This window comes from Kitasatospora sp. NPDC094019, from assembly GCF_044764505.1.
Lineage (GTDB): Bacteria > Actinomycetota > Actinomycetes > Streptomycetales > Streptomycetaceae > Kitasatospora.
In genome coordinates, this window is record NZ_JBIWIF010000009.1 from 159,337 (window position 1) to 174,229 (window position 14,893).

At 72.7% G+C, this 14,893-nt stretch carries 3 protein-coding genes; 1 reads left to right on the plus strand and 2 read right to left on the minus strand.

Translation table 11 applies throughout. The features are described 5' to 3' along the window. Nucleotides 1-44: 44 nt before the first annotated feature. Entirely contained in the window at nt 45-668 is a 624-nt protein-coding gene (locus ACIQ9P_RS21695; RefSeq protein WP_402358349.1) for a TetR/AcrR family transcriptional regulator, read from the plus strand. Between the two features lie 119 nt (nt 669-787). On the opposite strand, the gene ACIQ9P_RS21700 is transcribed toward ACIQ9P_RS21695, so the two are convergent. Further along, nucleotides 788-13,891: a hypothetical protein gene (locus ACIQ9P_RS21700; protein WP_402358352.1), complete on the minus strand. Its 13,104-nt coding sequence runs from the start codon at nt 13,889-13,891 to the stop codon at nt 788-790. A 278-nt stretch (nt 13,892-14,169) separates the two neighbouring features. Further along, nucleotides 14,170-14,769, minus strand: a complete 600-nt coding sequence (locus tag ACIQ9P_RS21705) for a fasciclin domain-containing protein (RefSeq protein WP_402358355.1) — start codon at nt 14,767-14,769, stop codon at nt 14,170-14,172. Nucleotides 14,770-14,893 lie beyond the last annotated feature (124 nt).

The following is a 14,893-nucleotide window of genomic DNA, read 5'->3' on the forward strand; positions in this document are numbered from 1 at the left end:
TGAACTTACCGGTCAGTAAATTACCCTAAGGTAAGATCAGTGCTATGACAACGCTTCCGGCCAGGGCCGGCACCAAGGGCATGCCGAGAGCCGAACGCGAACGACAGGTCCTCGCCGCCGCCACCGAGGAGTTCGGCCGACGCGGCTACGAAGCCACCACCATGGCCGTCGTCGCCGCCCGGGTCGGCGTCACCAAGCCCCTCCTGCACCAGTACTTCGGCAGCAAGCAGGACCTCTTCCTCGGCTGCCTCGAACCGGTCGGCGACCGGCTGCTGACAGCCGTCCGCACCGCCATGGCCGACCACGACAACGGCGCGCCCCCCACACCGCTCCGCGTGCTGCACGCCCTTTTCGACGCCCTCGACGGGCAGCGCGAGGCATGGTTCGTCCTCTACGACCCCTCACTGCCGCCCGGCAGCGAGGCCGCCCGCCGCGCCGCCCACTACCGCGACGCCATCGACGCCCTCGCCGCCACCGGCACCGCCGAACTCCTGCACCGCACCGGATCCGACGACCCCCTCGACGCCGACGCCCTCAAGTACGCCTGGCGCGGCCTGTGCACCTCCCTCGTCCGCTGGTGGATCGACCACCCCGACCAGACCCCCGCGGCCATGGCCGGCCGCTGCGCCCGGATCTTCGCCACCGCCCGCGCCGTCGACCCGACCTGAGGGCCCGCCGCACGACACCGGCGCGCGACGGGGGCTCGCGACACCGTCGCGTGACGGCGCCGGATCACACTGCCGGGCGGCCGGCAGAGCCGACCGCCCGGCAGTGTTCGCGGCGGATCTCAGCGGCGGGAGCGCCGCGCCCCCACCAGCAGACCACCGAGGGTGAGCAGCACCATGGTGATCAGCAGCGCCGGCTTCGGGCTTCCGCTGCCGGTGGGCGGCAGCGGCGGGCGGGTCGTCGGGCTGGGGCTCGGCAGCGGGGGCCGGGTCGTGGGGCTGGGACTCGGGCTCGGCAGCTTGCGGACCGTGGTGGTGGTCGAGCAGGTGCCGCTCGCGCCCACCGCTGCCCGCCGCGCGCCGGCGCCGCCGGCCGTGTTCCCTTCGGCGTCGGAGCAGTTGGACCCGTCGGCGGACAGCCGGTTGACGAGTGTCCCGCCGCCCGCCCCGGGCTTCACGGTCACGCTGTAGGTGAGCGTCGCCGTCGCCCCGGGCCGGAGGTCGAGCGTCCAGGTCAGGTGCGGCGCCGCGTAGGCCGTCCGCCCGGTGTCGGCGTGGGCGTCGAGACCGTAGACCGCCCCGCCCAGGACCCCGGAGAGGTCGTCGGTGACGACGGCGCCGACGTAGGTGCCGGTGGCCCGGTTGGTGGCGGTGACGGTGTAGGTGACCCGGTCACCGGGCTTCGCGTCCGTCGGCGTCGCCCGCTTGGTGAGCAGGAGGTCGTGCCGTACGGTGATCGGCCCGGTCGGGGTGGCCACCGCGGTGTGGGCGGTCGCGTCCGGGTCCGGCCCGCCCGTCACCACCACCGTGTTGACCGGGACGGCCGTGGCATCGGCGTCCAGCGTGCCGGTGAGCGTCCAGCCCACCGTCCCGCCGACCGGGATCTCGACGGCCGGGCAGGTGGCCTTCCCGTCGGCGATCGGGCAGGCGGTGCCGTCGTCCGCCGTCATCGAGGCGTTCAGCACGCCGGCCGGGACCAGGTCGGTGACGACCACGTTCCGGGCCCGCGAAGGCCCGTTGTTGGTGACCGTCACCCGCCACTGGATCCGCTGCCCGGCGACGACGGGCGAGGTCAGCAGCACCTTGGCGACGGTCAGGTGCGCCTGTCGGACCGGTTCGACGGACGGGCTGGCGACGGCGGTGTGGGTGGGCGTGGCCGGGTCGGGCCCGCCGGTCACCGTCACCGTGTTCGTCGGCGTGACGGTCGCGCCCGGGTCGAGCGTCCCCTTCAGCGTCCAGGCGAGCGTCCGGCCGACCGGGATCTCGACGGCGGGGCAGGTGGCCTTCCCGTCGGCGATCGGGCAGGCGGTGCCGTCCTGCGCCGTCATCGAGGCATTCAGCACCCCGGCCGGGACCCGGTCGGTGACGACGACACCGCGCGCCACGGAGGGCCCGTCGTTCGTCACGGTGACCCGCCACTCGATCGCGGTGCCCGGGACGACCGGGTCGGTCACCAGGACCTTGGCGACGGTCAGGTGCGCCTGCTGGATCGGCCCGACGGACGGGCTGGCGACGGCGGTGTGGGTCGGTGTGGCCGGGTCCGGACCCCCGGTGACCGTGACGGTGTTGGTCGGGGTGATGGTGGCGTTCGGGGCGAGTGTGCCGGTGAGCGTCCAGGTCACGGTGGCACCGGCCGGGATCTCAACAGCGGGGCAGGTGGCGGTGCCGTTGGTGATGGGGCAGGTGGTTCCGTCGGCGTCGGCCTTCATCGAGGCGTTGTCGACCCCGGCCGGAACGGTGTCGGTGACGACGACGTCGCGGGCTCGGGAGGGTCCGTTGTTGGTCACGCTCACGCGCCACTGGATCTGCTGTCCGGGAATGACCGGGTTGGTGAGCAGGGTCTTGGAGACGACGAGGTTGGCCTGCGGGGAGGGAGAGTCGGTGGGCGAGGCGACGGCGGTGTGGGCCGGCGTGGCCGGGTCGGGCCCGCCGGTCACCGTCACCGTGTTGGTCGGCGTGACGGTGGCGTCCTGGGCCAGGGTGCCGCTCAGCGTGTACGAGGCGGTCTGCCCGACCTCCAGGTCGACCGCCGGGCAGGTGGCGACGCCGTTCGCGACCGGGCAGTTCGTCCCGTCCTCGTCCGAGGTCATCACGCCTCCCGACACCCCGTCGGGGACCCGGTCCGCGACCACCACGTTCCGGGCCCGGGACGGACCGTTGTTGGTGACGGTCACCCGCCACTGGACCGTCCGACCGGGTACCACCGGATCGGTCACCAGCACCTTGGAGACCGTCAGCTTCGCCTGCGGCGAGGTGGAGCCGGTGGGCGAGGCCACCGCCGTGTGGGCCGACGTGCTCGGGTCCGGACCGCCGGTCACCACGGCCGTGTTGCCCGGCACCGTGGCCGCGTCCTGGGCCAGCGTGCCGGAGAGCGTGTACGCCGCCGTCCGGCCGACCGGGATCTCGATCGGCGGGCAGGTCGCCACCCCGCCCGTGACGGGACACGCCGCCGCGGTGTCGTCCGGGGAGAGCGAGGCGCCGACGACACCGTCCGGGATCCGGTCGCTCACCACGACGTTGCGGGCCAGGCTCGGTCCGTTGTTGGTCACGGTGATCCGCCAGGCGATCGGCTCTCCCGGCACGACCGGGTCGGTGAGCAGCGCCTTCGACACCGTGAGGCTCGCCCGCGGCTCGACCGTCTCACTGGCCTGCGCGGTCGCCGTGTGGGCGGTCGCCGTCGGGTCGGGTCCGCCGGTGACGACGGCCACGTTGACCGGGGTGCTGGTCGCCGCCGGGTCGAGCGTTCCGGTGACGGTGTAGGAGACGCTTGCGCCGGCCGGGATCTCCACGGCGGGGCAGGTCGCCGTGCCGCCCGTGACCGGGCAGGCCGAGCCGTCGGCGTCCGACGTCATGCTCGCGTTGTTGACCATGGCCGGGACGGTGTCGGTGACGACCACGTTCCGGGCGCGCGACGGACCGCGGTTGGTCACCGTGACCCGCCACTGGATCTGCTGTCCGGGGACGACCGGGTTGGTCACCAGTGCCTTGGCGATGGTGAGGTTGGCCTGCGGGGTGGGGTCGGCGGAGGGGCTGGCCACCGCCGTGTGCGCGGTCGCGGTCGGATCGGGGCCGCCCGTCACCACGGCGGTGTTCGTCGGTGTCACGGTCGCGTCCGGGGCGAGTGTCGCCGTCAGTGTGTACGACACCGTGCGGCCGACCTCCAGCTCGACGGCCGGGCAGACCGCGACACCGGCGGTGATCGGGCAGACCGTCGCGTCGGCGTCCGACTGGAGGACGGCGTCAGACACCCCGTTCGGGATCCGGTCGGTGATCACGACGTTGCGAGCCGTCGACGGCCCGTTGTTGGTCACCGTCACCCGCCACTGGACGATCTCCCCGGGGACGACCGGGTCGGTCAGCAGTGCCTTGGCGATGGTGAGGTTGGCCTGCGGGGTGGGGTCGGCGGAGGGGCTGGCCACGGCCGTGTGCGCGGTCGCGGTCGGATCCGGTCCGCCGGTGACGACCGCCGTGTTGGTCGGCGTCACGGTCGCGTCCTGCACCAGCGTGCCGCTGAGGGTGTACGAGGCCGTCTGCCCGACCTCCAGGTCGATCGCCGGACAGGTCGCCGTCCCGTCCACGACCGGGCACACGTTCCCGTTGTCGGCGTTCATGCTCGCACCGACGACACCCTCGGGCACCCGGTCGGTGACGACGACGTTCCGGGCCCGCGAGGGGCCGTTGTTGGTGACCGTCACCTGCCACTGGATCTGCCGGCCGGGGACGACGGGGTTGGTGAGCAGGGTCTTGGAGACGGTGAGGTTGGCCTGCGGGGTGGGCGTGGTGGTGGGCGAGGCGACGGCGGTGTGGGTGGGAGTCGCCGGGTCGGGCCCGCCGGTCACCGTCACGGTGTTGGTCGGGGTGACGGTGGCGTTCTGGTTCAGGGTGCCGGTGAGCGTCCAGGTGAGGGTCTGTCCGGCGGGGATCTCGACGGCGGGGCAGGTGGCGGTGCCGTTGTTGATCGGGCAGTTCGTGCCGTCGGCGGCGGTCATGGTCGCGTTGCTCACGCCGGCGGGTACCCGGTCGGTGACGACGACGTCGCGGGCGCGGGAGGGTCCGTTGTTGGTCACGGTGACCTGCCACTGGATCTGCTGTCCGGGGACGACCGGGTCGGTGAGCAGGGTCTTGGAGACGCTGAGGTTGGCCTGCGGCGTGGGCGTGGTGGTGGGTGAGGCCACGGCCGTGTGGGTGGGGGTCGCGGGGTCGGGACCGCCGGTGACCGTGGCCGAGTTGGCCGGCGTGGTGGTCGCGTTGGCGTCGAGGGTGCCGGTCAGTGTCCACGTCAGCGACGAACCCGCCGGAATCTCCACGGCCGGACAGGTGGCCGTTCCGTTCACGATCGGGCAGTTGGTGCCGTCGGCCGCGGTCATGGTCGCGCCGGTGACTCCGGCGGGGACCTGGTCCGTCACTACGACGTCGCGGGCGCGGGAGGGTCCGTTGTTGGTGACGCTCACCTGCCACTGGATCTGCTGTCCGGGGACGACCGGGTTGGTCAGAAGGATCTTCGACACCGTGAGGTTGGCCTGCGGCGAGGGGTTGGCGGTCGGTGATGCGACGGCCGTGTGCGTCGGTGTGGCGGGGTCGGGTCCGCCGGTGACGGTCGCGGTGTTGGTCGGGGTGACGGTGGCGTCCTGCGCCAGCGTTCCGGTGAGCGTCCACGTCAGGGTCTGGCTGGCCGGGATCTCCACTGCTGGGCAGGTCGCCGTACCACTGACGATCGGGCAGTTGGCGCCACCCGTATCGGCGGTCATCGTCGCACTGGTGACGCCCGCCGGGACCTGGTCGGTGACGACGACGTCGCGGGCTCGGGAGGGTCCGTTGTTGGTGACGCTCACGCGCCACTGGATCTGCTGTCCGGGGACGACGGGGTTCGTCAGCAGCACCTTTGCCACCGTGAGGTTGGCTTGCGGCGTGGGCGAGTTGGTCGGTGAGGCCACGGCCGTGTGGGTGGGGGTCGCAGGGTCGGGACCGCCGGTGACTGTCGTGGTGTTGGCCGGCGTCGTCGTTGCGTTGGTGTCGAGGGTGCCGGTCAGCGTCCAGGTGACGGTCTGTCCGGCCGGGATCTCGACGGCGGGGCAGGTCGCCGTGCCGTTGCCGATCGGGCAGGTGGTTCCGTCGGCGTCGGCCTTCATCGAGGCGTTGTTGACCCCGGCCGGAACGGTGTCGGTGACGACGATGTCGCGGGCGCGGGAGGGTCCGTTGTTGGTGACGCTCACGCGCCACTGGATCTGCTGGCCCGGTACGACGGGGTTGGTCAGCAGGACCTTGGAGACGGTGAGGTTGGCCTGCGGCGTGGGGGTGTTGGTCGGTGAGGCGACGGCGGTGTGGGTCGGTGTGGCCGGGTCCGGACCCCCGGTGACCGTCACGGTGTTGGCCGGTGTTGCCGTTGCGTTGGTGTCGAGGGTGCCGGTGAGGGTCCACGTCATCGACGAACCGGCCGCGATCTCGACGGCGGGGCAGGTCGCCGTGCCGTTGCTGACCGGGCAGGTGGTCCCGTCGGCGTCGGCCTTCATCGAGGCGTTGTTGACCCCGGCCGGAACGGTGTCGGTGACGACGACGTCGCGGGCACGCGAGGGTCCGTTGTTGGTGACCGTGACGCGCCACTGGATCTGCTGCCCGGGCACCACCGGATCGGTGAGCAGGGCCTTCGAGACGCTCAGGTTCGCCTGCGTCGAAGGTGAGCCGGTGGGGCTCGCGACGGCCGTATGGGTGGGCGTCGCGGGGTCCGGGCCGCCGGTGACGGTCACCGCGTTGGTCGGCGTGACCGTCGCGTCGGAGGCCAGGGTGCCGGTCAGCGTCCACGTCTGCGACGAACCGGCGGGGATCTCGACGGCGGGGCAGGTGGCCGTCCCGTTACTGATGGGGCAGGTCGTTCCGTCGGCGTCCGCGTTCATCGAGGCGTTGTTGACACCTGCCGGAACGGTGTCGGTGACGACGACGTCGCGGGCGCGGGAGGGTCCGTTGTTGGTCACGGTGACGCGCCACTGGATCTGCTGACCCGGTACGACGGGGTTGGTCAGCAGGACCTTGGAGACGGTGAGGTTGGCCTGCGCCGTGGGCGAGTTGCTCGGGGAGGCGACGGCGGTGTGGGTGGGGGTTGCGGGGTCGGGTCCGCCGGTGACGGTCGCGGTGTTGGTCGGGGTGACGGTGGCGTCCTGCGCCAGCGTGCCGCTGAGCGTCCAGGTCAGGGTCTGGCCGACCGGGATCTCGACGGCGGGGCAGGTTGCAAGCCCGCCGGTGATCGGGCAGTTGGTTCCGTCCGAGGCCGTCATCACGGCGTTGGTGACCCCGGCGGGCACCTGGTCGGTGACGACGACATCGCGAGCGCGGGAGGGGCCGTTGTTGGTGACGCTCACCTGCCACTGGATCTGCTGCCCCGGGACGACGGGGTTGGTGAGCAGCGCCTTGGACGCGATCAGATTCGCCTGCGGCGACGGTGAGTTGCTGGGGCTGGCCACCGCCGTGTGGGTCGGGGTCGCGGGGTCGGGTCCGCCGGTGACCGTCACGGTGTTGGTCGGGGTGACGGTGGCGTTCGTGTCGAGGGTGCCGGTCAGGGTCCAGGTCATCGACGAACCCGCCGGGATCTCGATGGCGGGGCAGGTTGCGGTCCCGTTGCTGATCGGGCAAGGCGCGCTGTCGGCATCCGCCTTCATGCTCGCACCGGTGACACCTGCCGGAACGGTGTCGGTGACGACGACGTCGCGGGCGCGGGAGGGTCCGTTGTTGGTCACGGTGACCTGCCACTGGATCTGCTGCCCGGGGACGACGGGGTTGGTCAGCAGGACCTTCGACACCGTGAGGTTCGCCTGCGGGGTGGGCGTGGTGGTGGGTGATGCGACGGCGGTGTGGGTGGGGGTCGCGGGGTCGGGTCCGCCGGTGACCGTAATGGTGTTGGTGGGTGTGACGGTGGCGTTCTGGGCCAGCGTGCCGGTGAGGGTCCAGGTCAGGGTCTGGCCGGCGGGGATCTCGACGGCGGGGCAGGTGGCTGTGCCGCTACTGATGGGGCAGTTGGTTCCGTCGGCGGCTGTCATCGCGGGGTTGTTGACTCCGGCCGGAACGGTGTCGGTGACGACGACGTCGCGGGCGCGGGAGGGTCCGTTGTTGGTCACGCTCACCTGCCACTGGATCTGCTGGCCGGGGACGACGGGGTTGGTGAGCAGGGTCTTGGAGACGGTGAGGTTGGCCTGCGGCGTGGGGTTGGCGGTCGGTGATGCGACGGCGGTGCGGGTCGGTGTGGCGGGGTCGGGACCGCCCGTCACGGTTGCCGTGTTGGCCGGAGTCATCGTCGCGTTGGCGTCGAGCGTGCCGGTGAGGGTCCAGGTGAGAGTTTGCCCGGCCGGGATCTCGACTGCCGGGCAGGTGGCTGTGCCGTTGGTGATGGGGCAGTTGGCGCCGCCTGTGTCGGCGGTCATTGTCGCGCCGGTGACGCCCGCCGGGACCTGGTCCGTCACTACGACGTCGCGGGCGCGGGAGGGTCCGTTGTTGGTGACGGTGACGCGCCACTGGATCTGCTGTCCGGGGACGACCGGATTGGTCAGCAGCACCTTGGAGACGATGAGGTTGGCCTGCGGGGTGGGCGTGTTGGTGGGTGATGCGACGGCGGTGTGGGTCGGTGTGGCGGGGTCGGGTCCGCCGGTGACGGTCGCGGTGTTGGTGGGTGTGACGGTGGCGTCCTGGGCCAGCGTGCCGGTGAGGGTCCAGGTCAGGGTCTGTCCGGCGGGGATCTCGACGGCGGGACAGGTGGCTGTGCCGTTGGTGATGGGGCAGTTGGCGCCGCCTGTGTCGGCGGTCATTGTCGCGCCGGTGACGCCCGCCGGGACCTGGTCCGTCACTACGACGTCGCGGGCGCGGGAGGGTCCGTTGTTGGTGACGGTGACGCGCCACTGGATCTGCTGTCCGGGGACGACCGGATTGGTCAGCAGCACCTTGGAGACGATGAGGTTGGCCTGCGGGGTGGGCGTGTTGGTGGGTGATGCGACGGCGGTGTGGGTCGGTGTGGCGGGGTCGGGTCCGCCGGTGACGGTCGCGGTGTTGGTGGGTGTGACGGTGGCGTCCTGGGCCAGCGTGCCGGTGAGGGTCCACGTCTGCGACGAGCCAGCGGGGATCTCCACGGCCGGGCAGGTTGCCGTGCCGCTGGTGATGGGGCAGTTGGTGCCACCTGTGTCGGCGGTCATTGTCGCGCCGGTGACGCCCGCCGGGACCTGGTCGGTGACCACCACGTCGCGGGCGCGGGAGGGTCCGTTGTTGGTGACGGTGACGCGCCACTGGATCTGCTGTCCGGGGACGACCGGATTGGTCAGCAGCACCTTGGAGACGATGAGGTTGGCCTGCGGGGTGGGCGTGTTGGTCGGTGAAGCGACGGCCGTGTGGGTCGGTGTGGCGGGGTCGGGCCCACCCGTGACGGTCGCGGTGTTGGTCGGGGTGACGGTGGCGTCCTGGGCCAGCGTGCCGGTGAGGGTCCACGTCTGCGACGAGCCAGCGGGGATCTCCACGGCCGGGCAGGTTGCCGTGCCGCTGGTGATGGGGCAGTTGGTGCCACCTGTGTCGGCGGTCATTGTCGCGCCGGTGACGCCCGCCGGGACCTGGTCGGTGACCACCACGTCGCGGGCGCGGGAGGGTCCGTTGTTGGTGACGGTGACGCGCCACTGGATCTGCTGTCCGGGGACGACCGGGTTGGTGAGCAGGACCTTCGCCACCGTGAGGTTGGCCTGCGGGGTGGGCGTGTTGGTCGGTGATGCGACGGCCGTGTGGGTCGGTGTGGCGGGGTCGGGCCCACCCGTGACGGTCGCGGTGTTGGTCGGGGTGACGGTCGTGTTGGCGTCGAGCGTGCCGGTGAGCGTCCAGGCCAGGGTCTGTCCGACCGGGACCTCCACGGCCGGACAGGTCGCCGTACCGCTGGCGATCGGGCAGTTGGCGCCGCCTGTGTCGGCGGTCATCGTCGCGCCGGTGACGCCCGTCGGCACCCGGTCGCTGACCACGACGTCGCGGGCGCGGGAGGGTCCGTTGTTGGTGACGGTGACGCGCCACTGGATCTGCTGTCCGGGGACGACCGGGTTGGTGAGCAGCACCTTCGAAACGGTCAGGTTGGCCTGCGGCGAGGGGCTCGCAGTCGGGGAGGCGACCGCCGTCCGGGTGGACGCAGAGGGGTCCGGGCCACCGGTGACCGTCACCGTGTTCGCGGGCGTGGTGGTCGCGTTGGCGTCGAGGGTGCCGGTGAGGGTCCAGCTCTGCGACGAGCCGGCGGGGATCTCGACGGCGGGGCAGGTGGCGACGCCGCCGCTGATCGGACAGCCGGTTCCGTCCGAGGCCGTCATCGCGGGGTTGCTCACCCCGGCCGGGACGGTGTCGGTGACGACCACGTTCCGGGCGCGCGACGGTCCGTTGTTGGTGACGGTGACGCGCCACTGGATCTGGCGGCCGGGCACTACCGGATCCGTGAGCAGGACCTTGGAGACGGTGAGGTCGGCCCGCGGCGACGGCGAGCCCGAGGGTGACGCGACGGCGGTGTGGGTGGGCGTTGCGGGGTCGGGTCCGCCGGTGGCCGTCACCGTGTTGGTCGGGGTGACGGTGGCGTTGGTGTCGAGGGTGCCGGTGAGGGTCCAGGTCTGCGAGGATCCGGCGGGGATCTCGACCGCCGGGCAGGTGGCGACGCCGTTGGTGATGGGGCAGTTGGCGCCGCCCGTGTCGGCGGTCATCGTCGCGCCGGTGACTCCGGCGGGGATCTGGTCCCGGACCACCACGTCGCGAGCCCGGGAGGGTCCGTTGTTGGTGACGGTGACGCGCCACTGGATCTGCTGGCCGGGGACGACGGGGTTGGTGAGCAGGACCTTCGACACCGTGAGGTTGGCCTGCGGCGAGGGGTTCGCGGTCGGCGATGCCACCGCCGTGTGGGTGGACGCGGTCGGGTCGGGGCCGCCGGTGACCGTCACCGTGTTCGTCGGCGTGGCCGTCGCGTTCGGGTCCAGAGTCCCGGTCAGCGTCCAGTTCAGGGACGAACCCGCCGGGATCTCGACCGCCGGGCAGGTGGCAACGCCGCCGCTGATCGGGCAGTTGGCGCCGCCCGAATCGGCGGTCATCACGGGGTTGTTGAGCCCGGCGGGCACCTGGTCGGCGACGACGACGTTCCGGGCCCGCGACGGGCCGGCGTTGAAGACGTTGATCCGCCACTGGATCTGCTGGCCGGGGACGACCGGGTTGGTGAGCAGGACCTTCGACACCGTGAGGTTGGCCTGCGGCGAGGGGCTGGCGGTCGGCGAGGCGACGGCGGTCCGGGTGGACGCCGAGGGGTCGGGGCCGCCGGTGACCGTCACCGAGTTCGTGGGAGTGGTGCTCGCGTTGGCGTCGAGCGTGCCGGTGAGGGTCCAGTTCAGGGACGAACCCGCCGGGATCTCGACCGCCGGGCAGGTGGCAACGCCGCCGCTGATCGGGCAGTTGGCTCCGTCGGCGTCCGCCTTCATCGAGGCGCCGGTCACTCCGGCCGGGACCTGGTCGGTCACCACGACGTTGCGGGCCCGCGAGGGGCCGTTGTTGGTCACCGTCACTCGCCACTGGACCGGCTGACCCGGTACCACGGGGCTGGTGAGCAGTGACTTGGAGACGGTGAGGTTGGCCTGCGGCGAGGGGCTCGCGGTCGGCGAGGCGACCGCGGTGCGGGCGGTGGCCCCCGGGTCGGGGCCGCCGGTGACCACCGCCGTGTTGGTGGGTGTCACGGTGGCGTTCGGGTCCAGGGTGCCCGTGAGGGTCCAGGTCTGCGACGATCCGGCGGGGATCTCGACGGCGGGGCAGGTGGCGACGCCGCCGCTGATCGGGCAGTTGGCCCCGTCGACTCCCTGGCGCATCGAGGCGCCGGTGACGCCCGCCGGGACCTGGTCGGTCACCACCACGTTGCGGGCCCGCGAGGGGCCGTTGTTGGTCACCGTCACTCGCCACTGGATCTGTGCGCCGGGCACGACCGGGTTGGTGAGCAGCGTCTTCGAGATGGTGAGGTTGGCCTGCGGCGAGGGGCTGGCGGTCGGGGAGGCGACGGCGGTGCGGGTGGAGGCGGACGGGTCGGGGCCGCCGGTGACCAGTGCCGTGTTCGTCGGGGTGGCGGTGGCGTTCGGGTCCAGGGTGCCGGTGAGGGTCCAGCTGGCGGTGCCGTTCACCGGGATCTCGACGGCGGGGCAGCTCGCGGTGCCACCGGTGATCGGGCAGGAGGTGCCGTCCTGGTCGTTGGCCATGCTCGCGGCGGTCACTCCGGCGGGGACCTGGTCGGTCACCACGACGTTGCGGGCCCGCGAGGGGCCGTTGTTGGTCACGGTGACCCGCCACCTGATCTGCTGGCCGGGTACCACTGGGCTGGTCAGCAGTGTCTTGGAGACGACCAGGTTGGCCTGGTTGGCGGGCGGGACGGGGTTGGCGGTGCTGGTGCAGTTGGGGGTGCAGTTGGGGTCGGTGGCGCCGCCCGGCGGGGTGACGGTGGCCCGGTTGTCGAGGGAGCCGGTGGCGTCCGCCGGGACGGTGCCGGTGATGCGGTAGGTGACCTGGCCGCCCGCGGCGATGTTGACGGTGGTGTTGATGTCGCCGGTGCCGGAGGCGGTGGTTCCGCAGCTGCTGCCGTCGGAGGCGGTGCAGGTCCAGGTGAAGGCGCGGATCGTGGCGGGCAGGGTGTCGCGGACCGAGGTGCCGACGGCGTCGGAGGGGCCGTCGTTCTTGACCACGACGGTGTAGGTGAGCGGCTGTCCGGGCACGTACGGGTTCTTGTCGGGCGTCTTGGTGACCGACAGTCCGGTGGTGGGCCGCCCGGGGGTGTCGACGGTGCTGGAGCAGGTCGGGCCGCAGTTGGGGTCGGTGCTGGCGGCCGGGCGGGTCACCGTCGCGGTGTTCGACAGTGTGCCCGTGGTGGCGGAGGGGACGATGCCCGTCACGGTGTACGTGACGGAGCTGTTGGCGGCGATCGTGGCCGTGGTGTCGGGGCTGCCGGTGCCGCTCGCGGCGCCGCAACTGCTGCCGGTGCCGCCGGAGGCGCAGGTCCAGGTGAATCCGGACAGCGCGGACGGCAGGGCGTCACGGACAGCGGCGTTGACGGCCGGCGCGGGCCCGGCGTTGCTCACCACGAAGGTGTAGGTGAGCCGCTGTCCCGGGACGTACGTGGTGGGGGAGGCGGTCTTCTTGACGGACAGGCCGACCTGGGTGACCCATTCGAGGACGATCTGGCCGTTGCCGCCGTCGGTGTAGCCGCCGCCGTCGCCGATTCCGCTGCCGCTGGCGTACTGGGCGTCGGTGCGGCCGCCCGAGGTGCCGCCGACGCCGTTGCCGTTGCTGTTGGTGCCGTTGGAGGTCTGGGTGTTGGTGACGCCGGTGCCCCGGTTGTAGCCGGAGCCGCCGCCGCCCATGCCGTTGGCGTCGAGGGTGCCGCTGCGCTGGCAGGCGCCGCCGCCACCGCCGTAGTAGCCGCCGCCTCCTCCGCCGCCGCCCTCGTTCTGCGGGAACGGGGCGCCGCGGCCGCCCTGGTACTGGCTGCCGGCGGTGGCGGCCGCGCAAGCGGTCTGGGTGGCGGCGGCGCCGCCCGCGGTCTGGGTGCCGCCCCGGCCGGAGGCGGCGGGCTGGTTGTCCTGGCCGCCGTTGCTGCCGCCACCGCCACCGGCGGCGGGAGTGGTGGCGTCGGCGCCGGGGGAGGAGCCGCCGCCGCCACCGGCGATGACCAGCGGGTTGGTGCCGTAGGCGCCGTTCCACACGGCGCTCATGCCGCCGCCGCTGCCGCCGGTGGCGCCTGCCCCGCCGGACACGGCGAAGCCCTGGCCGCCGGCGCCGCCGCCGCCGTACGTGGCGGTGGTGCTGTTCAGCCGACCACCCCCGCCGACGGTGAGGGTCAGCGACTGACCGGGCGTCACCGCGAGGGTGCCGGTGGTGTAGCCGCCACCGCCGCCGCCGTACTGGCCGGTGTAGTAGTCGCGGGGCGAGCCGGCGCCGCCGGCGCCGAACACCCGGGCGTAGACGGCGGTCACGCCGGCCGGCACGGTGAAGGTCTGGTCGCCGCCGCTGTAGGTGACGCGGGCGCAGTTGGTGAAGCTGCCGGTGGGCGTGCACGCGACCTGGGCGCGCTGTTCCCGGGGCAGTCCCTGCGGGCCGTAGGCCGGAGGGGCTGCGGCGAGTGCCAGTCCGCCCTGGGGCACCAGGCACAGGAGCGCGAGCACGCCGCGCGTCACCGTCCGGAACCGACCGCCGAGCAACGACGTCACCGGGGCCATCCGGCGTCTCCTCTCGCGACCGTGCGCGCACGGGATCGGCTGGACGGACAACCTGACAAGTCAGGCGAATGTATGCAGATGGGATCAGAGACTGCCGGAAGGAGTGCGCGGCGGAGTGACCTGATGTCGTGTCAGCGATCTTTCGTGCCGGAATGCGCGCTTTCGGCCCATCACGGTCACCGTTCGGCGCAACGGGCGGGCCGGCCCGCCGGGCGGATCGGCCCCGGGCCGCCGTGGCGGGCGCGGCCCGGGGCCCGGTGCCGGTCGTCGCTCGGCCGTCAGCCGAAGGCGGGCACGGTGTCCAGGATCGCGAGCCGTGCGTTGGCCGTCCGGATACTGCCGCAGAGCACCTGCGCGCCACCGACGCGGTAGTCCTCGCCGCTGCCGGTCGCCTTGATCGCGGCGCCCTGGAGCGAGGTGTACTGCTTGTCCTGGAGGTCGTCCTTGCGCAGGTCGCGGACGACGATGAGCTTGCGGACCAGGTCGCCGGCACCCTGCTGGGTGGCGAGGGCCTTCTTCTGGTCCTCGCTCAGCTTGGCGAAGGCCGCGTCGTTCGGGGCGAAGACCGTGACGTTCTCCATCGAGTCGAAGATGTCCTTCGCCTTGGCCGTCTTCACCAGGGCGGACAGCTGGGAGAGGTCCTTGGTCTGGTCGATCGCGCCGAGCACCGGCAGCCGGCCCATCGCGTCGAGGCTGCCGGGGCCGTCGCCGGGCATCGTGGCGCAAGCCTGGCCGAAGGCTTTCTCGGGCGGCGGGGGCGCGACGGCCACCGGGCCGGGCCCGCCGGTCCCGCTGTCGACGCCGCCGCAGCCGGCGAGCGGGACGACGGCGAGGGCCAGGGCCGTGAGGAGGGCGGGGTGGTGGGTGCGGCGGCTCATACGGGGGTCCTCCAGGGGGAACCGGTCGAATCGTGCCGGATACGCCCCAGATGGTGACATTGCGCCGAGCCGCCGCCCGGGAGATCGGGCCCGCACCGCACCGCCCGTCACCCGTGCGGAGCCT

Bases quoted from the DNA above. Each gene is read 5' to 3' on its own strand.
- ACIQ9P_RS21695 (WP_402358349.1), top strand. From the start codon at position 45: ATGACAACGCTTCCGGCCAGGGCCGGCACCAAGGGCATGCCGAGAGCC.
- ACIQ9P_RS21705 (WP_402358355.1), bottom strand. From the start codon at position 14,769: ATGAGCCGCCGCACCCACCACCCCGCCCTCCTCACGGCCCTGGCCCTC.
- ACIQ9P_RS21700 (WP_402358352.1), bottom strand. From the start codon at position 13,891: ATGGCCCCGGTGACGTCGTTGCTCGGCGGTCGGTTCCGGACGGTGACG.